14 protein-coding genes are annotated in these 18,839 nt (G+C 69.9%); 4 read left to right on the top strand and 10 right to left on the bottom strand.

Annotation, left to right across the window (positions count from 1 at the left end):
* Nucleotides 1-322: 322 nt before the first annotated feature.
* From ACFWY9_RS39775 to ACFWY9_RS39750, 6 genes are read right to left on the bottom strand one after another with little or no spacing between them, the layout of a single operon-like run.
* Nucleotides 323-1,426, bottom strand: a complete 1,104-nt coding sequence (locus ACFWY9_RS39775; RefSeq protein ID WP_378329810.1) for a uroporphyrinogen-III synthase — start codon at nucleotides 1,424-1,426, stop codon at nucleotides 323-325.
* Nucleotides 1,423-1,770 carry a nitrite reductase small subunit NirD gene (nirD, locus tag ACFWY9_RS39770; protein ID WP_378329809.1) on the bottom strand — a complete coding sequence of 116 codons (348 nt, stop codon included), beginning with the start codon at nucleotides 1,768-1,770 and terminating at the stop codon, nucleotides 1,423-1,425. The genes ACFWY9_RS39775 and nirD overlap by 4 nt, the downstream gene beginning before the upstream one ends.
* Nucleotides 1,767-4,271, bottom strand: coding sequence for a nitrite reductase large subunit NirB (nirB, locus tag ACFWY9_RS39765; protein ID WP_378341303.1), 2,505 nt, complete (start codon nucleotides 4,269-4,271; stop codon nucleotides 1,767-1,769). Before nirB ends, nirD begins: the two co-directional genes overlap by 4 nt.
* On the bottom strand, nucleotides 4,271-5,647 hold the full coding sequence (locus ACFWY9_RS39760; RefSeq protein ID WP_378329807.1) for a nitrate/nitrite transporter: 1,377 nt from the start codon (nucleotides 5,645-5,647) through the stop codon (nucleotides 4,271-4,273). Before ACFWY9_RS39760 ends, nirB begins: the two co-directional genes overlap by 1 nt.
* Before the next feature lie 29 nt (nucleotides 5,648-5,676).
* Nucleotides 5,677-7,101: an FAD-dependent oxidoreductase gene (locus ACFWY9_RS39755; RefSeq protein WP_378329806.1), complete on the bottom strand. Its 1,425-nt coding sequence runs from the start codon at nucleotides 7,099-7,101 to the stop codon at nucleotides 5,677-5,679.
* Nucleotides 7,098-9,170 carry a molybdopterin oxidoreductase family protein gene (locus tag ACFWY9_RS39750; RefSeq protein ID WP_378341302.1) on the bottom strand — a complete coding sequence of 691 codons (2,073 nt, stop codon included), beginning with the start codon at nucleotides 9,168-9,170 and terminating at the stop codon, nucleotides 7,098-7,100. The genes ACFWY9_RS39755 and ACFWY9_RS39750 overlap by 4 nt, the downstream gene beginning before the upstream one ends.
* A 187-nt stretch (nucleotides 9,171-9,357) precedes the next feature.
* On the opposite strand from ACFWY9_RS39750, the gene ACFWY9_RS39745 reads away from it, so the two are divergent.
* From ACFWY9_RS39745 to ACFWY9_RS39735, 3 genes are read left to right on the top strand one after another with little or no spacing between them, the layout of a single operon-like run.
* Entirely contained in the window at nucleotides 9,358-9,882 is a 525-nt protein-coding gene (locus tag ACFWY9_RS39745) for a PadR family transcriptional regulator (protein WP_378329804.1), read from the top strand.
* A gap of 17 nt (nucleotides 9,883-9,899) precedes the next feature.
* Nucleotides 9,900-10,616, top strand: coding sequence for an ABC transporter ATP-binding protein (locus tag ACFWY9_RS39740; protein WP_378341301.1), 717 nt, complete (start codon nucleotides 9,900-9,902; stop codon nucleotides 10,614-10,616).
* Nucleotides 10,613-12,898: an FtsX-like permease family protein gene (locus tag ACFWY9_RS39735; protein WP_378329802.1), complete on the top strand. Its 2,286-nt coding sequence runs from the start codon at nucleotides 10,613-10,615 to the stop codon at nucleotides 12,896-12,898. Before ACFWY9_RS39740 ends, ACFWY9_RS39735 begins: the two co-directional genes overlap by 4 nt.
* Before the next feature lie 20 nt (nucleotides 12,899-12,918).
* Here ACFWY9_RS39735 and ACFWY9_RS39730 read toward each other — a convergent pair whose 3' ends face one another.
* The 4 genes from ACFWY9_RS39730 to ACFWY9_RS39715 form a co-directional block, all read right to left on the bottom strand.
* On the bottom strand, nucleotides 12,919-13,716 hold the full coding sequence (locus ACFWY9_RS39730; protein ID WP_378329801.1) for a TIGR02569 family protein: 798 nt from the start codon (nucleotides 13,714-13,716) through the stop codon (nucleotides 12,919-12,921).
* A 742-nt stretch (nucleotides 13,717-14,458) separates the two neighbouring features.
* A complete protein-coding gene (moeZ, locus tag ACFWY9_RS39725; RefSeq protein WP_378329800.1) occupies nucleotides 14,459-15,634 on the bottom strand; it encodes an adenylyltransferase/sulfurtransferase MoeZ in 1,176 nt (391 codons plus the stop codon).
* A 106-nt stretch (nucleotides 15,635-15,740) separates the two neighbouring features.
* The gene (locus ACFWY9_RS39720) at nucleotides 15,741-16,901 is read right to left on the bottom strand and encodes a DUF3152 domain-containing protein (protein ID WP_378329799.1); all 1,161 of its coding nucleotides are present in this window, start codon (nucleotides 16,899-16,901) and stop codon (nucleotides 15,741-15,743) included.
* Between the two features lie 80 nt (nucleotides 16,902-16,981).
* On the bottom strand, nucleotides 16,982-17,992 hold the full coding sequence (locus ACFWY9_RS39715) for an alpha/beta fold hydrolase (RefSeq protein WP_378329798.1): 1,011 nt from the start codon (nucleotides 17,990-17,992) through the stop codon (nucleotides 16,982-16,984).
* Nucleotides 17,993-18,103: 111 nt separating this feature from the next.
* On the opposite strand from ACFWY9_RS39715, the gene ACFWY9_RS39710 reads away from it, so the two are divergent.
* The gene (locus tag ACFWY9_RS39710) at nucleotides 18,104-18,730 is read left to right on the top strand and encodes a TetR/AcrR family transcriptional regulator (protein WP_378329797.1); all 627 of its coding nucleotides are present in this window, start codon (nucleotides 18,104-18,106) and stop codon (nucleotides 18,728-18,730) included.
* The last annotated feature ends 109 nt before the right edge of the window (nucleotides 18,731-18,839 follow it).

Here is an 18,839-nt window from a genome sequence, read left to right as displayed (position 1 = left end):
CTGGAGTACGAGCAGACCCACCGGTCACCACCGCCCGTAGCGGCGTGACCGGGTTTCATGAAGGCAACAGCCTCCATGAAACCCGGGGCGGTCCAACGCGTTCGAGACATGACCCACGTCCGCACGTCCCGAACGGAGCGCTCGCGACACCGCCGGGCGCGCAGAACCCGCCGGAGCCCCAAACCGAGGGACGCCCTGGGTGCATCGAACGCACCGAGGGACGCCCTCGTCGCATCGAACGCACCAAGGGCGTCCCTCAGCACAACCGGCGCACCACAGAGCCACGGGCCACGGGCCACGGGCCACAGAACACGGAGCGGCCTCAGGCGTCCACCGCGAGCCGATAGCCGCGCTTGACCACCGTCTGGACCACCTTCCCGCCGCCCAGCGAACTCCGCAGCCGCCCGATCGCCGTCTCCACCGCGTGCTCCTCGCCCCCACCGGGCAACGCCGACGTCAGCTCCCGCCGCGAAACGACGCGGCCCGGCGAAGCGGCCAGCGCACGCAGCAACGCCATCGGCGCGGGGGCGACGTCGCACCATTCACCGTCCACAATGGCCGCCTGACCCCGGAGTTCGATGCTCCGGCCACCAGCGCGCAGCCGTGGCGAGCGCGCCACCAACGTCTCCGCCACGGTCCTGGCCAGCGCCCCGATCCTCGCCCGGTGCGGCTGAACGGTCGGAATCCCCAGCGCCGCCAACGGCCCCGCGGTGATGGGGCCGACACACGCGACGACGACGTGTTTCTCCAGCGCCTCCACGAGACCGGGCAACCGCCCGGTCCGCCGCGCCACCGCCAGCATGCTCGCCACGGCCGGAGCGCTGGTGAACGGCAGCGCGTGCACCGAGCCGTCGAGCACGGCGTCGAGCAGCCGGTCGAGCGGGCCGTGGTCGGCGGGGCCGACCCAGCGGTACACCGGGACCTCGATCACCTCGGCTCCCGCGTCCCGCAGTGTGTCCACAAAGTACGGAAGCGGCTCGCCGTGCAGTTGCACCGCGATCCGCTGACCCTCCACTCCGGATTCCAGCAGGTGTTGCAACAACTCGGCATTGCTCTCCGACGCGGGTGAATAATCCTCCGAGAGCCCGGCCGCGCGGATTGCCCCTTTCGCCTTCGGCCCACGCGCCAGCATCGACGCACCGGCGAGCCGCTCGATCAGGGCGTCGCCGAGACCCCAGCCCTCGGCAGCCTCGATCCAGCCCCGGAAACCGATTCCCGTGGTGGCCACGGCGACGTCGAGGTGTTCCTCCAGCAGCCGGGTGGTCGCCGTGTGCAGTTCGGTGTCGTCGGCGAGCGGAACGATCCGGATCGCCGGGCCGTACCGCACGCTCGCCCCCTTGCGTACCAACAGCGCGCCGAGCTCGTCAGCCCGGCGCGCCGCGGTGATTCCGATGACGAAACCCGCCAACGGGAGGACATCGGTCACGGCGACTCCACTTCGACAACACCCCCACGCACCCGGACGCCGTACACCGGCACCGAAACGCCTTCGGCGTCGAGACATTCGCCGGTCCGCAGGTCGAAACGTTCCTTGTAGACCGGCGACGCGACGACCGGAACACCGCCGGAGTCGCCGACGATCCCGCGCGCCAGTACCGCGGCACCACTGCACGGGTCCAGATTGGACAGTGCGTAGAAACGGTCGCCGGGCAACCGGAAGACCGCCACCTGCACGTCACCGTCGAACAGCGCCGCGACACCCGACCACTCCGGCACCGCACCGGCCGCGCACACCGCGGTCCAGGTCCGCCGATCCATCGACACCGTCATGACCGCACCTCCGGAACACCCAGCATGACCGGCACGTTCTGCCCGCGCTCGGCCCGGAACGAGATCGTCGGATCCGGTGTGCCCGGCGCGTTCACGAACGAGCTGAACCGCGCCAGCTTCTCCGGATCCTCCAGCACACCGCGCCATTCGTCGGCGTAGTTGTCCACGTGCTTGGCCATCGCCGCGTCCAGATCCTCGCAGATCCCGAGGCTGTCGTCGACGATCACCGCGCGCAGATGGTCCAAACCGCCCTCCATCTCCTCGATCCACGGCGCCGTGCGCTGAAGCCGGTCGGCCGTGCGCACGTAGAACATCAGGAATCGGTCGATGGTCCTGATCAGTGTCTCGGTGTCCACATCGGACACGAGAAGATCCGCGTGGCGCGGGGTGAGCCCGCCGTTGCCGCCGACGTAGAGGTTCCAGCCGTTCTCCGTCGCGATCACGCCGAAGTCCTTGCTCCTCGCCTCGGCGCATTCCCTGGCACAGCCGGACACCGCGGACTTGATCTTGTGCGGCGATCGCAGGCCCCGGTAACGCAGCTCCAGCTCGATCGCCAGCCCGACGCTGTCCTGCACGCCATAACGGCACCACGTCGAGCCGACGCACGACTTCACCGTCCGCAACGCCTTCCCATAGGCGTGCCCGGATTCGAACCCGGCGTCGACGAGGCGGCGCCAGATGTCCGGCAGCTGGTCGACGGTCGCGCCGAAGAGGTCGATCCGCTGCCCGCCGGTGATCTTGGTGTACAGCCCGAAATCGCGGGCGACCTCGGCGATCACCATCAGCTTCTCCGGGGTGATCTCCCCGCCGGGGATCCGCGGCACCACCGAATAGGTCCCGTTGCGCTGCATGTTCGCCAGGAACTTGTCGTTGGTGTCCTGCAACGTCGCCTGCTCGCCGCCGAGGATGTGCCCGTTGCCGAGCGTGGCGAGGATCGAGGCGACCGCCGGCTTGCAGATCGCGCAGCCGGTGCCCTTGCCGTAGCGGTCGATCACCTCGCTGAACGTGCTGATGCGCGTCGCGCGGATGATCTGGAACAGCTCGGCCCGCGACTGTCCGAAGTGCTCACACAGCGCCTTCGACTGCTCCACCCCGCACGCGGTCAGCAGCTTGCCGAGCAGCGGAACGCAGGAACCACAAGAGGTTCCGGCCCGCGTGCACGCCTTGAGCTTCGGGACGGAGTCGCAACCTTCCTCGTGGATGGCGTTGACGAGGTCCGCTTTGGACACTCCGTTGCACGAACAGATCTGCGCCGCGTCCGGCAGCGCGTCGATCCCGACCGCGGCGCCGCCGCCGGCCGGAGCGAGCAGCGCGCCCGGTTCGGCGGGCAACGGGCGCCCGACCAGCGCGCGCAGCGTGTTGTACTCGGCGGCGTCGCCGACCAGGACCCCGCCGAGCAGGGTTTTCCCGTCGTCGGAGACCACGAGCTTCTTGTACGTCCCGGCAACCGCGTCGTTGACCGCGACCTCGAGCGCGCCTTCGGTCTTCGCGTGCGCGTCACCGAAGCTGGCGACGTCGACGCCCATGAGCTTGAGCTTCGTGGACGTGTCCGGCTCCGGAAAAGTGCCGTGCCCTCCGGTGAGCTGCGAGGCGACGATCTCCGCCATCGCGTACCCCGGCGCCACGATCCCGTACACCTTGCCTTCGACCGCCGCGCATTCACCGATCGCATACACCGCCGGATCACTCGTCCGGCAGCTCTCGTCGACCAGGATTCCACCGCGCTGGCCGAGTTCCAGCCCGCTCGAACGCGCGAGGTCGTCCCGCGGCCGGACACCGGCGGAGAACACGACCAGGTCGACGTCGAGTTCGGTGCCGTTGCCCAGCTTGGCCAGCAACCGCTCGCCGTCCGCCTCGATCGCGTCGGTCGACGTTCCCGTGTGGACGGTGACATCGAGGTCGGTGATCAGCCGACGCAGCAGCGAGCCGCCGCCCTCGTCGACCTGCAGCGGCATCAGCCGCGGTGCCATCTCCACGACGTGCGGCGACATTCCCATGTCCCGCAATGCCTTCGCGGCCTCCAGACCGAGCAGGCCGCCGCCGATCACAACGGCCGCGCGACGTCCACGTCCTGGCTTCTCCGAGGCCGCACGGATCGCGTCGAGATCCTCGATGGTGCGGTAGACGAAGCAACCGGGCAGGTCGTGGCCGGGCACCGGCGGGACGAACGGTCGCGAACCGGTCGCGAGCACCAAGGCGTCGTAGGAGACCTCGAACCCGGACTCGGTCACGACGGTCCGTTGTGCACGGTCCACTGCGGACACCACATCACCGAGACGAAGCTCGACGTTCGGATCGTCCGCGTAGTCCGCACCCGGCAAGGCCAGTGCCGCCGGGTCCCAGCTCTCCACATAGGACGTCAACGCCACCCGGTCGTAGGCCGGCCGGTTCTCCTCGGCCAGCACCACGATCCGCCATGCGCCGTCCGGGTCCTCGGCGCGTACCGCTTCCACGAGACGGTGCGCGACCATCCCGTGCCCGGCGACCACCAGTGTCCGCATCAGACCTCCGCTCCGGCCAGTGCAAGGCCATTGCTCTTGACACTCTCGGGCTGCGTCGCGGGCTTGCGCAGATACACCGCCCACGTGACCGCGAAGCAGATCCCGTAGAAGACGAGGAAGCCGATGAAGGCGGGGACACCGCTCTTCGCGTCGGCGAAAGACTGACGGAACGCGAGGTTGATGAACAGCCCGCCCAGTGCGCCGATCGCCCCGGCCAAGCCGATCAGGGCTCCGGACAGGCGGCGCGAGCGACGCAGTTCGGTCGCCTTGTCGGCACCGGCCTCGATCGCCAGCCGGGCCTTGGCACGGAAGATCGCCGGGATCATCTTGTACGTCGAACCATTGCCGACCCCGGTCATGACGAACAGGACGATGAACGCGACGGTGAACAACGCCAGCGACTTCGCCGACGAGGCGAGGATCAGCACCACGGTCGCCAGCGCCATGCCGACGAAGGTGTAGAAGGTGATCTTGCCGCCACCGATGCGATCGGCGAGCCAGCCACCGACCGGCCGCGACAGCGAACCGAGCAGCGGGCCGAGGAACGTCACCGCGGCGGCCTGCAGCGGAGTCCGGCCGAACTGGTTCTGCAGCACCAGACCGAACGCGAAGCTGTAGCCGATGAACGAGCCGAAGGTGCCGATGTACAAAAAGGACATGACCCAGGTGTGCGCGTCCTTGACGACCTCACGCATCGCACCCTTGTCGCCGCGCACGTTCGCGATGTTGTCCATGAACAGCGCCGCGCACACGGCCGCGACGACGATCAGCGGGATGTAGACGTAGAGCACGATGCGTGGCGCGGTCGCACCCGCGGTGCCGATCACCAGCAGGCCGACGAGCTGGATCGCCGCCACCCCGAGGTTTCCGCCGCCCGCGTTGAGACCGAGCGCCCATCCCTTGCGCTTCTCCGGGAAGAACGTGTTGATGTTCGTCATCGAGGACGCGAAGTTCCCGCCGCCGACACCGCCGAGCGCGGCGACGAGCAGGAACGTCCCGAGCGAGGTGCCGGGGTGCAGCACGATCGCGGCGAGCACGGTCGGGATCAGCAGCAGCCCCGCACTGATGATCGTCCAATTGCGACCGCCGAAACGCGCCACGGCCCAGGTGTAGGGCAGCCGCATCAGGCCACCGACGAGCGTCGGTGTCGAGACGAGCAGGAACTTGTCGGCGGCGGAAAACCCATAGTCCTTGCCCATGAACAGGACGATGACCGACCACAGTGTCCAGACCGAAAAGCCGATGTGCTCGGCGAGGATCGAGAACCACAGGTTCCGGTTGGCGATCTTCTTGCCGGTGCTTTCCCAGAACTGCTCGTCCTCGGGCTCCCAGTGCTCGATCCAGCGAGCCCCCCGATGTGTGACGGCTGCGGTCATGTCGTCCTCCTGGCGTTTGGTTACGGGGGTCACTGGGCGGCCAGCCAATCCGCGATACCGCCGACAGTGGCTTTGCAACTGCCGCAACCGGTCGTCGCTCTGGTCGCGCGGGCCAGCGCCGGGGTGTCGGCGGCCCCGGCCTTCCACGCCTCGACGAGCCGCCCCTTGGTGACGGCGTTGCAGCGGCAGATCACGGTGGACGCGGGCAGGTCCGCCGGGCTGGCGGCGGCCGTGCTGCCCGGGGGCAACGACCGCCCGAGCAGCACGGCCAACCGGTCTTCGGGAAGCGGGATCCCGCGGTCGTGGAGCTGGGTGATCTGCGCGGCCGCGTCGGGCAGCCCCAGCAGGATCGCCCCGGTGACGCGGTTGTCCCGGGAAACGAGCTTGGCGTACCGGCCGCCCGTGGCGTCGCTGAACGTCAGCACCTCGGCCTCGGCGTCGTCCGCGGTGATCTGGGTTTCGCCGAGCGCGGCGAGGTCGATGCCCTTGGCTTTGAGCCGGGTCACCGCCGAAGTCCCGCGGTACCGCGCCGAAGCGTCGGTCCCGGTGAGGACGTCGGCGAGGACCGCGGCCTGGTCCCACGCGGGCTGCACGAGCCCGGGCGGTGCGCCGGGATGCCGGGCACAGTCGCCGAGCGCGTGGATGCGGCCGTCGTTGGTACGCAACAGATCGTCGACGAGGACACCCATGTCGACGTCGAGACCGGCTTCCGCGGCCAGTGCGGTCTCGGCGCGGACACCGGCCGCGACCACAACGAGATCGGCGGGCACCAGGCTGCCGTCGTCGAGCTTCAGCCCGTCGCCGGGGAGGTATCGCGCGGCGGTCGCGCCGAAGCGGAACGTGACGCCGAGTTCGGTGAGCTGCCGGGCCAGGACGTGCCCGGCACCGCCGTCGAGCTGGCGCTCCATCACGTGCGGCATCGGATGCACGACGGTGACGACGTTGCCGCGTCCGGCCAGCCCGCGCGCGGCCTCCAAACCGAGCAAGCCGCCGCCGAGCACCGCTACCGGAGCGCCGAAGCGGGCCGCTTCGAGGATCCGCGAACAGTCGTCGAGGCTGCGGAACGCGACGACACCGTCGCCTTCCAGTCCTTCCACCGGTGGAATCCACGGCTTGGCACCGGTGGCCAGCACCAGCGCGTCGTAGTCCACAGTGGATCCATCGGTCAGCTCGACACATCGTGCGGCACGGTCGATCCGGCTCACCGCGGTGCCGAGCCTAAGGTCCACATTGGTCTTCTCGGCCCAGCCCGTGTCGTGCAGCTGGACGCTTTCCGCGGTCATCCCGCCCGCGACGACCGCGGAAAGCAGGACCCGGTTGTACGCCGGATGCGGTTCGGCGCCGAGCACGGTCAGCCGCACCCGGTCCGCACCGGGATCGCGGCGGCGGATCTCGTCGGCCAGCCGGGCGCCCGCCATGCCATAGCCGACGATCACGACATCCCTGGGGCTCATGAGGAAGCACCTTCCAAAGGGGACAGAGAGACGGCACAGACCTTGAACTCCGGCATCCGGCTCACCGGATCGAGCGCCGGGTTGGTAAGCAGGTTCGCCCGCCCCTCGCCGGGGAAGTGGAAGGGCAGGAAGACCAGGTCCGGCCGCAGCGTGCCGACACAACGCACCCGCGCGGTGGTCTCGCCGCGCCGCGAACGCACCCGCGCCAGGTCGCCGTCCGCGAGCCCGTGCCGCGCCGCCGTGTCCGGGTGGACCTCGACGAACGCCTCCGGGACGACGTCGAGCAGTTCGGCGATCCGGCGCGTCTGCGCACCGGACTGATAGTGCTGGAGGACCCGGCCCGTGGTGGCCTGCAAGGGAAACTCGGCGTCCGGGGGCTCCGCCGGTCCACTGTGGTCGACCGCGACGAACCGCGCTCGGCCATCCGGGTGCGCGAACCGGTCGAGGAACATGCGCGGCGTCCCCGGATGGTCTTCGGCCGGCACCGGCCAGTGCAGCGCCTCACCGGAGCGCAACCGCTCGTAGCTGATGCCGAAGTAGTCGGCGACTCCACCCTTCGACGCGACCCGCAGCTCGCTGAACACACTCTCGGCGTCGACAGGGAATCGCTCGACTGGCTGGCCGAGCCTGCTCGCCAGCCCGGAGATGACGTCGAGGTCGGTGCGAACTCCGGCGGGCGCGTCGATCGACTTGCGCCGCAACAGGATCCGGCCTTCCAGGTTGGTGAGCGTGCCGTCCTCCTCGGCCCACTGGGTGACCGGGAGCACGACGTCGGCGAGCGCCGCGGTCTCCGAGAGCACGAAGTCGGCTACCACCAGGAAGTCCACTGCGGACAGTCGTTCTTGGACGCTCGAAGAACGCGGCGCGGAAACGACGACATTGCTGCCGAACACGAGCAGCCCCTTAGGACCGTCCTCGCGGCCCAGCGCGTCGAGCAGTTCGGTGGCCGAACGTCCCGGCCCCGGCAGGGATTCCGCCGGGACGCCCCAGACATCGGCGACGTATTCCCGCGCGGCGGGGTCGTCGATCTTGCGGTAACCGGGCAGCTGATCGGCTTTCTGGCCGTGTTCCCGCCCACCCTGGCCGTTGCCCTGACCGGTGAGGCAGCCGAATCCGGAGCCTTCGCGGCCGGGCAGGCCCAGCGCCAGCGCCAGATTGATCCAGGCGCCGACGTTCGCGGTCCCGGTGGCGTGCTGTTCGGTGCCGCGCGCGGTGAGGATGTAGGCATTGCGGGCAGTCGCCAGGATCGCGGCGGCCTTGCGCTGGTCGGCGGCGGCGACCCCGGTGACCCGCTCGACATGCTCGGGCCACCACGAGGCCACGATCCGCCACACCTCGGCGAATCCGGTGGTCCGTTCGTCCACATAGGACTGTTGAAGGTGCCCGTCGGCGACGACGGCGTGCAGGATGCCCAGCGCCAGCGCGAGGTCCGTGCCCGGCGCCGGGGCGAGGTGCAGCGCGGCCTGCTCGGCGGTCGCGGTGCGGCGGGGATCGACGACGATCAGCTCGGCGCCGCGCAGATGCTGAAGGAACGGCGGCATCGTCTCGGCCGGGTTGGCGCCGGCGAGGAGGATCGCGTCGGCCCCGGCGAGGTCGGTGACCGGGAACGGCATCCCGCGGTCGGCGCCGAACGCGCGGATCCCGGCGGCGGCCGCCGAGGACATGCAGAATCGCCCGTTGTAATCGATTTGCGAAGTTCCGAGCGCGACGCGGGCAAATTTTCCGAGCAGGTATGCCTTCTCGTTCGTCAGCCCACCGCCCCCGAACACCGCGACCGAGTCCGCGCCGTGTTCGGCACGCAGGTCGGCGAGGCGCCGCGCGACGAGGTCGAGCGCGTCGGCCCAGCTCGCCGGGCGCAGTTCGCCGTCCACGCGCACCAGGGGCGTGGTCAGCCGCGACGGATTCCGCAGCAGTTCCCCCGAGGTCCAGCCCTTCTGACACAGGCCGCCGTCGTTGACCGGGAAGTCACGCGGGGACACCCGGGCACCGTCGAGCCGCATCCCGCACTGCAGGGCGCAGTACGGGCAGTGCGTGTCCACGGCGGTCGTGACCGCGGTCACCTGCGTCATGGGCGTCTCCTCAACTCCGGATCGACTCGAAGTTAAGGAGCCCGTGTTACCTAGAACGGCTCGAATGTTTCAGGCGTTTGACATTGCTCCCGCACCCGGATGTCCACGCGGTGAGGCAGCGCCCTGATCAACGGCTATAAACGGGGTGTATAGACGCGAGGTATACACCCCGTGTACTATCCTCAGCATGTCGATCGCGAACACGTTGCTCGGACTGCTGGAGAGCGGGCCGAAATACGGCTACGACCTCAAGCGGCTCTACGACGAGCGCTTCCAGCAAGATCGTCCGCTGCACTACGGGCAGGTGTATTCGACGCTCTCGCGGCTGCTGCGCAACGGGCTCGTCGAGGAGAAGGGAATCGAGCCGGGCGACGGGCCCGATCGCAAGCGTTACGCGATCACCGACGCCGGCGTGACAAACGTCGCAGAGTGGCTCAGCACACCCGAGAACCCGTCGCTGTACCTCCAGAACACCTTGTACACCAAGGTCGTTCTCGCCCTGCTCTCCGAGCGCAGCGCCACCGACGTGCTCGACGCGCAGCGTGCCGAGCACCTGCGCGCGATGCGGAAGCTGACCACCCGCAAGACCGAGGGCGATCTGGCCGACCAGCTCATCTGCGACCACGCCCTGTTCCACCTCGAAGCGGATTTGCGGTGGCTCGAACTCACCGCGGCCCGGCTGGACGAACTGGCGGGGCAGCTGAAGCCGTGAACAACAAGGGGAATCACATGGACACGACCGGGGGCACGCCGCTGCTCAGCGGTGTCGAGCTGCGCAAGGCGTTCGGCCCCACCCAGGCGCTCGACGGCGCCGGGATGGACCTCTACCCGGGCGAGGTCGTCGCGGTGATGGGGCCGTCGGGCTCCGGGAAGTCGACGCTGCTGCACTGCCTGGCCGGGATCATCCAGCCGGACAGCGGCGAGGTCCGCTACGCCGGGCGCGTGCTGTCCGCGATGCCGGACCGCGAACGCAGTGCGTTGCGGCGCACCGATTTCGGCTTCGTCTTCCAGTTCGGGCAACTCGTGCCGGAGCTGACCTGCCTGGAGAACGTCGCACTGCCGATGCGGCTCGACGGGCAGCGACGGCGTCCTGCGGAGAAGATCGCGCGTGAATGGCTGGACCGCCTCGAAGTCGGCGACATCGCCGACAAGCGCCCCGGCGAGGTGTCCGGTGGTCAGGGGCAGCGGGCCGCCGTCGCTCGGGCGCTGGTGACCGAGCCGAAGGTGGTGTTCGCGGACGAGCCGACCGGCGCGCTCGACTCGCTCAACGGCGAGCGTGTCATGCGATTGCTCACCAACGCGGCGAAGCAGACCGGGGCGGCCGTCCTGCTGGTGACACACGAGCCGAGGGTGGCCGCCTACTCCGACCGCGAAATCGTGGTGCGGGACGGGAAGTCGCGTCAGGTCGGGCTGCCCGCCGCCGAGCTGTCCCGGTCGGCGACATGAACCGGCGCGAGGGTCTCGCCGCCTGGATGGCCGATCTGGCTCTGGGGTTCCGGCTGGCCGTCGGGGGCGGCCGGACCTCCCGGACCGGGGTCGCGCGATTGCTGCTCGGCACGATCGGTGTCGGCGTCGCGGTCACCGTGCTGCTGTTCGCGGCTTCGGTCAACCACGCGGTCTCCGAGCGTGGGGCCCGCAGGCTCGCCGAGATCGCCGACACCGCCCCGATCGCCGGCGTGACACCGCTGTCGCTGCACGAAACCGGGACGTCGTTTCGCGGCCAGTACGTCTCGGTCCGTTATCTGCACGCGAACGGTCCGACATCGCCGGTGCCGCCCGGCCTGGATCGAGTGCCCGCCCCCGGGGAGATGGTCCTGTCCCCCGCGCTCTCCGAGCTGCTGCATTCCGACCGTGGCGCGCTGCTGCGCCCGCGTTTCGCCGGGCAGGAGATCGGCCGTATCGGCCAAAGTGGACTGTCCAATCCGGACGATATGCATGCCTACGTCGGCGCCGACGCCGCGTTGCAGGGCAAGCAGGTCTACTCCTTCGGTTCGCCAGGGAAATCGGAGGGCCTGGATCCCGGCCTGCTCGCGCTGCTGCTGATCGGCATCGTTTCGCTGCTGGCACCGGTATTCGTGTTCGTGGCGACGTCCGCCAGGATCGCGGGCGCGGAACGGGACCGGCGGCTCGCCGCGCTTCGGCTGGTCGGCTCCGACCTGCCGCAGGTGCGCCGGATCGCCGCGGCCGAATCGCTGGTGACCGCCGCGACCGGGCTCGTGCTCGGTACCGCCGCGTTCCTGCTGTTGCGCCAGCTGGCGCCGTACGTTCGGGTACGCGAGGGCGGCCTGTTCGTCAGCGACGTCACGCCGCCGTGGCCGCTGGTGGTCGTGATCGTGCTGGCCGTGCCCGCATTGTCCGTGTTGAGTGCGCTCGTCGCGTTGCGCGGCACGGCGATCGAACCGCTCGGCGTCGTCCGGCGTACGAAGCCGGTCCAGCGGCGATTGTGGTGGCGGCTGATTCCGGTCGTCGCAGGCGTCGCGCTGTTGTTCACCCTGTCGCTGCGCGATGACTCACGGCTGACCACGATGTCCGTCGTGGCCGGGGTGACCTGCCTGCTCGTCGGCGTCCCCGCGCTCCTGCCGTGGATGCTGGAACGCGCGGTGTCGCGGGTCCACGGCGGACGTCCGGCGTTCCAGCTCGCGGTGCGGCGTTTGCAGCTCGACAGCGGCACCCCTGCACGAGTGGTCGCCGGGCTCGCGGTGGTGCTGGCCGGGGCGATCGCGGTGCAGTCGCTGCTGGCCGGGCAGGCCAGGGACTTCGATCCCGGCCCGGCGCCGCGCAAGAACAACACCGTGTTGTCGGTGAACGTCGACCCTGCCACCGCCGACGCAGCGACGGCGGCTCTGGCGAAGGTGCCAGGAGCGAGTGCCCTGTATCCGACCCAGTACGTCCACCTGCGGGGCGCGGACCCGGCCAAGATGGCCAGTATCAGCGTCGCCGACTGCGCGACGTGGCAGGCGATCGCCGGGATCCAGGACTGTCGCGACGGCGCCGTCTACGTGGACCGGAACTCCCCCGCTTACGTCCAATCAGGACAGTCCTATGTGGTCAGCCACTACGACGAGGAGGAACGTTCGCTCGGCAGCTGGACGGCACCGGAGCTCGTCCCGGTCACGCCGCGGCAGTCAGCCGATTCGCCGCATGCCACCATCATGGCCACCCCGGGTGCGTTCGCCGGGCTCGATCTGGGCAGGGTGTGGGCGAGTGGCCACGTCCGGGTGACGTCGGCCGATCCGGACTTTCCCGAAATCGCCCGCAACGCGTTCGCGCCGTTCACCTGGCACGCGTCGCTGTCCGTGCCGGATCTGGTCCAGCTCTCCAGCAGCCAGCAGTCCTACCTGGCGATCCGGGCCGGGCTGCTCGCCGGGTCGGTGTTCACGCTGCTGCTGGCCGGGGTCAGCCTGCTCGTGCTCGGGCTGGAACAGCTGCGGGAACGGCGGCGCACCATCGCGATGCTCGCCGCGACGGGTGTCCCGGTGCGGGTGCTGGCCCGGTCGGTGGTGTGGCAGAACGCGATCCCGCTGCTGCTCGGGATCGTCACCGCCGTCGTGACCGGGATCGGGCTGTCCGCGCTGGGTGCCCGCCTCACCGGCGCGCACTTCACCGTCGACTGGCTCGCGGTCGGGGTGCTCAGCGCCGCCGCGGCCGCGTTGGTTCTGCTGGTGACGACGGTGACGCTCCCGTCGTTGCGCGGCGCGTCCCGGCTGGCCTCGATGCGCACGGAGTGATTCGCCTGCCGCCCGCGAGGTCAGAGGACTTCGCTGACCTCGCGGGCGGCGGCACGCAGGCCGTCGAGAGCGGCGCGGGTGGACCGCGGGTTCAGGGCGTTGGCGGCGAGGCGGAACAGCACCGCGCGCAACAGCAGCTGCGGCCACTCCGGCAGGTGGGCCCAGCGGTCGAGCAGGGCCATGGTCGCGCCGCCCCAGGCGAGCGCGTCGACGGCGGCGATCGCCGCACCCCATTCGCCGGGCCGGTAGTACGGCACGAAGTCGACGAGCCCGGGCGCGGCGTCGCCATCGAACAGCAGCCCGGCGAGAAGTTCGCCGTGGGCCACCTGGTCCGGCAGCGAGACCGGACGGCGGGCGGCGGCGAGCACCTCGAACCAGCGGCCGCCCTTGGTCTCGTCGAGGGGAAGGTCCAGCTCGCCCCAGGCGACGCGGTCGGCGACGGCGTCGACGTCCTTGCGCTGGGCGAGAAAATCCGGTCGGGGCAGATCGACGGTGGCTCTATGCAGTTTGACCGCGGCGAGCACGACGTCGTCGAAGCGGTGTTCGGGCGTCCCCGGCACGAACCGCGTCGCCGACCAGCCGCCGACGATGATGCGCCCGTCGGTGGACCGGACGGGCCTGGCCACCCGCAGCCCCGGCTCGTCGACGTGGTCGAGCGCGCGGGCGGTCCACAGCGTGGCGGCCTTGTCGGTCACCGGTTTGAGCACGATGTCGCCGCACCGCCACGCCGCCGAATCCGGCAGCGCTTCGAGTTCGCCCTCGGCCCGGCCGAACGCCGCGCAGACGAGGCCGGGGGGACATTCGATCGTGGACCGCACGGGCGGTGAGAGTACCCGCCCGCGCGGGCCACGATCGAGAAGACTCGCTGGTCATGGCGCGGAAACCCGGCGCGACGGGAGCAAGGGACCTTTACTCACGCTCCCCGCCGCGCCCGGATGCCGTCAAAGCCACCTTATGGGCGTCTGACGCCCGCAAGGTGGCCTTGACGGCACTCGTCGACCGGGGTGCGTGGCCCTACGAAACGTCTCGACCTGCGGAAAGGGAGCAAGGGACCTTTGCTGCTCTTTGCTGAGCAACGCTAACCAAACGAGAGCAAAGGTCCCTTGCTCCGCTCCCGTCCGGAGCGTGGCACATGCGCCCCAATGTGGCGTTCGGTGCGTCCAACGCACCCAATGCCACATTGGGGATCTCTCCGTAGTGGTCGGTTGCGTTCGATACGGGCGACAGCGGTTGCGGGCTTTCGCCCTGGTCAGCAGTGTCGCGAATGGTCCATTGGGGACGTTCAACGCCGTCAATGTCCCATCCGCGACACTCCACTGCCGAGGCCCCCTGTCCCGAACGCTCCGTTCGAGACGTTCATCGTCGGCAACGGAGCGTTCACGACGTCGGGCGAATGGTGTCGGCGAGCGCAGCAAGTCCGAGGGACGCCCTGGGTGCATCCACCGCACCCAGGGACGCCCTTGTCGCACCCCCGGCCAGCGCACCTAAGACGTCCTCCAGCACCCACGGCCCCAGAACCCTGAGCGAGAAAACCACATTGGGGCGTTCGAGCGCCGGGCCTCAGTACGTCGGCAGGCTCGGGTCGATCTGGCGGGCCCAGGCGAGCACGCCGCCACCGAGGTGGGTCGCGCTCTTGAACCCGGCGGCGTGCAGCGCCGCGAGGGCCTCCGCCGAACGGGCCCCGGACTTGCAGTGCAGCACGATCGGCTTGTCCTGCGGCAGGTCCGCGAGCGCCTCCCCGGAAAGGATCTTGTCCTTCGGGATCAGCGTCGCGCCCTTGATGTTCACGATCTCGTACTCGTGCGGCTCGCGGACGTCGATCAGCGCGAAGTCCTCGCCGCTGTCGAACTTCGCCTTCAGCTCGGCCGGGGTGATGGTGCTGCCCGACGCCGCCTCGGCCGCCTCGTCCGAGACCACGCCGCAGAACGCCTCGTAGTCGATCAGCTCGGTGATCTTCGGGGTCTCCGGGTCCTTGCGGATCTTGACCTCGCGGTACTTCATCTCCAGCGCGTCGTAGCTGATCAGCCGCCCGAGCAGCGGCTCGCCGATGCCGGTGATGAGCTTGATCGCCTCGGTCACCATGATCGAGCCGATGGACGCGCACAGCACGCCCAGCACGCCGCCCTCGGCGCACGAAGGCACCATGCCGGGAGGCGGCGGCTCGGGGTAGAGGTCGCGGTAGTTGAGGCCCTTGCCGTTCGGCGCGTCCTCCCAGAACACGCTGACCTGGCCCTCGAACCGGAAGATCGAGCCCCACACGTACGGCTTGCCCAGCAGCACCGCGGCGTCGTTCACCAGGTAGCGGGTGGCGAAGTTGTCGGTGCCGTCGACGATGAGGTCGTAGCGGCCGAAGATCTCCAGCGCGTTCGAGCTTTCCAGTCGCTCGGTGTGCAGGTGCACCTTGACCAGCGGGTTGATCTCGGCGATCGACTCCTGCGCCGAGGCGGCCTTGAGCTTGCCGACGTCGGACTGGCCGTGGATGACCTGACGCTGCAGGTTCGACTCGTCGACGACGTCGAAGTCGATGATGCCGAGCGTGCCGACCCCTGCCGCGGCGAGGTACAGCAGCGCCGGGCTGCCCAGGCCACCCGCGCCGATCACCAGGACCTTCGCGTTCTTGAGCCGCTTCTGGCCGTCCATCCCGACATCCGGGATGATCAGGTGGCGGCTGTAGCGGGCCACCTCTTCCTTGGTGAGCTCGGCAGCCGGCTCCACGAGCGGCGGCAGTGCTGACATCGGGTCCTCCATCTCACGCGGATCGCGTCGTCGCATCCCAGTATCCACAACGCGCGAGGGCAAGCCGGACTTCCCACAGTCCGGATCGTGAGACGGGAACGTACCGCTACGGGTTCGGGCTGGGCCAGGCGTTCGGCTTGCAGGTCTTGCCGTCGGCGGGCACCGCGTTGCGGTCACCACCGGGGAGGTCGTTGAGCTGCGCGACGTAGTTGTCGGCGACGCCGAGGGTCTGCTGCATCATCACCGGCGCCGGCCCGTCGTTGACCGGGCACGGGACGTGGACGCCGCCCAGCGCGTGCCCGACCTCGTGGTTGATCGCGTACTGCCGGTACCCCGTCATGTCGCCGTTGAAGGCGATCGCGCCGCGGACCCAGCGCGCCAGGTTGATCACCACGCGCTGCTGGAAGCTCTCCCGGTAGCAGGAGGTCTCGTAGGTGATCGAGTAACCGCAGACGTCGCCGCGGTGGTTGGTCTCCGGTGTGGTCAACGACACCCGGAAGGTCGGGTTCGGGTAGCTCGCGTCGACACGCTGCAGCGCCTTCTTGCCGTCGAAGGTCCAGCTGCGCGGATCGGACAGGATGCCCTGGACGGCGTTGGCGAAGCTGTCGTCACCGGCGTAGCTCGCCGGGTCGATCCCGTCCTCGACCTCGACGACGTAGGTGTACAGCTTGCCCTGGCCGATCTTCGGCCCCGACCCGTTCACGACGTGGAAGGTGCCTTTGCCCGCCTGAGTGAAGTCGCCGCCCTTGGGCAGTTCGGCGGTCGGGATGTTCAGGTTGACCGGTTTGGCCGGGTTCTCCGGGAGCACGGCGGTGCCGCTGTTCGGCCCGGCGCCGGTCCGGCCGTCCGCGGCGGCGCTGGTCTTGCCCTCCTGCGCGATCGGCTCGGCGGGCCCGGTCGCGGTGTTGAACACCACGAGCGCGGTGATCACCACCAGGATCGGCAGCGCGTAGACACGCCAGCCGTAGGTCTTCGCGAACGTGCCGAACTTGCCCCGCTTGACGGGTTTCCGGCGCGGCTCGTCCTCCGCCTCGGTTTCGGCCTGCGGCTTCCAAGACGCGCGCAACGGCTCGGCGGACGTGCGGCGGCCGCCCGGGCGGTAACGGTCCTCGCCGACTCGCTGCGGCGGGGTGGCCGTCGGGCGGTACTGGCCGGTGCGCGGCGGCACCGAGGAACCCCGGCCCGTGCCGTGCGAGGAACGACGCGACGACGCGACGTACTGCGTCCGCTGCTCATCGCCTCGAGCGTCGCTCTTCACCCGGTCCACCGTCCCAGGGTGCCATAACCAAATCGTGATGTGCCGCGCGACCGGCGGAAGACAGTGTGAATGACCGTCACCCGGATGGGTTACCAGGAACCGGCGTCGACCTGCTCCCACATGCCCAGCACGGCCCGCGCCACCACATTCGGGCGCTCCATCTGCGCGACATGGCCGGTCCGGGGCAGCACCAGTAGCCGAGCGTGCGGGATGGAGCGTGCGGTCCGTGGCGCGCGCCGCACGGAGATCACCCGGTCGTGGTTCCCCCAGACGACGAGCGTCGGCGTGGACACCGTCGGTGCCACCGCCCACAGCGACGCGGCACCCACGGCCGACCAGGCCCGGAAGATGCCGAAAGTGCTGCGCGCCAGCGCGGGCGCGGCCCAGGCGAGCCCGGCCCGCGCGCCGTGTTCGGCGGCCAGCTCGTCGAGCCTGCTTTCGGGGAACCGGGCCGGATCCGCGAAGCACAGCCGGATGACCTGCGCGGCACGTTCACGGGCGCTCAGCGCGGCCAGCCTGCGCCGCACCGGAGCGCCGACGAAGGGCAGGTAGGCGAACGCCATCCGCGGGTCCGACAGCCGTCGCGGGTCGAGCCGCCGGTCCGGCATGGCGGGCGAGATCAGCGTCAGCGTGCGAACCAGCTCCGGCCGGCGGGCCGCGACGAGCAGGGAGACCGCGCCACCCATCGAGTTGCCGAGCAGGTGCACGGGCCCGCCGAGCCCTTCCAGGTACCGCACGACGACGTCGGCGTGCGACAGCAGGCTGAAATCGAAGTCCGGCGCGGGTTCGGAGTAGCCGAATCCGGGCAGGTCCAGCGCGGTGCCCCCGGCGACCGGCGCGAGCAGCGCCGCCAGGTCGGTCCAGTTGGTGGACGACCCGCCGAGGCCGTGCACGTAGACGGCCGGGACGCCGTCCGCGCCCGGAGTCCGGCGCACGTGCAGCGACGTGCCGCCGACGTCCTCCTGCTCCCCCGGCCACGGCGAAGGCACCGGGTCGAGCGAGGGCAGCGGCCGGGTCGACAGTGGCACGTGGGTGATCGGCGCGCGGGTGTTCGGTGCCTGCCGGGCGCGAAATCGCGGGCGGGATACTGACGTGGTCACGAAACCAGGATGCCCGACCCTTGGCGTGTCGTACGTACCGGCGAGTAATCTCAGGAAGACTTCACGCGGTGGCAAACCCGCCCGTCGAAGAGCGTGGACGGGAGGAACCCCATGACGGACATGGCGCGACTGCAGCAACGAGGCGTTCGGCTCCCGCGGACCGAACGGCGGGCTCAGCTGCTGGCGGCCGCGCAGCGCGTCTTCGCCGCGAACGGCTATCACGCCGCGGCGATGGACGAGATCGCCGAGGAGGCCGGGGTCAGCAAACCGGTGCTCTACCAGCACTTCCCCGGCAAGCTCGATCTCTACATCGCGCTGCTGGAGAGCCACGTGGACGAGCTGGTCCGCCGGGTCAAGGACGCGCTGGACTCGACCACCGAGAACCGGCAGCGCGTCCCGGCGACGGTCGGTGCCTTCTTCGACTTCGTCAACGGCGACGCGGGCGCGTTCCGCATGGTGTTCGAATCGGACCTGCGCGGCGAGCCCGCGGTGCAGGAGGCGGTGGACAGGGCGACGTCGGCCAGCGTCGACGCGATCACCGAGACCATCACCGCCGACGCCGGGCTCGACGAGGACAAGGCGCGGCTGCTGGCCGTCGGCCTGGTCGGGATGAGCCAGGTCAGTGCCCGGTTCTGGCTCGCGCACCACCAGTCGATGAGCCGCGAGGAAGCGGTTGCCCTGACCGCGAACCTCGCCTGGCGCGGCATCGGCGGCGGCTTCCCGCTCAAGGACAGCTGAAGGGGACCTTCCTCTCGTAGGACGCGCTGAAGGGGACTTTCCTCGCATACCCCCCGCGGGAACTCACCAGAAACCGAACGCACCGCCGGGCAGCAATGAAACAATAACA

The organism is Amycolatopsis sp. NPDC059027, from assembly GCF_042739735.1.
GTDB lineage: Bacteria > Actinomycetota > Actinomycetes > Mycobacteriales > Pseudonocardiaceae > Amycolatopsis.
Note: the sequence above shows the minus strand (reverse complement) of the source record. Positions and strands in the feature narration are given on the sequence as shown.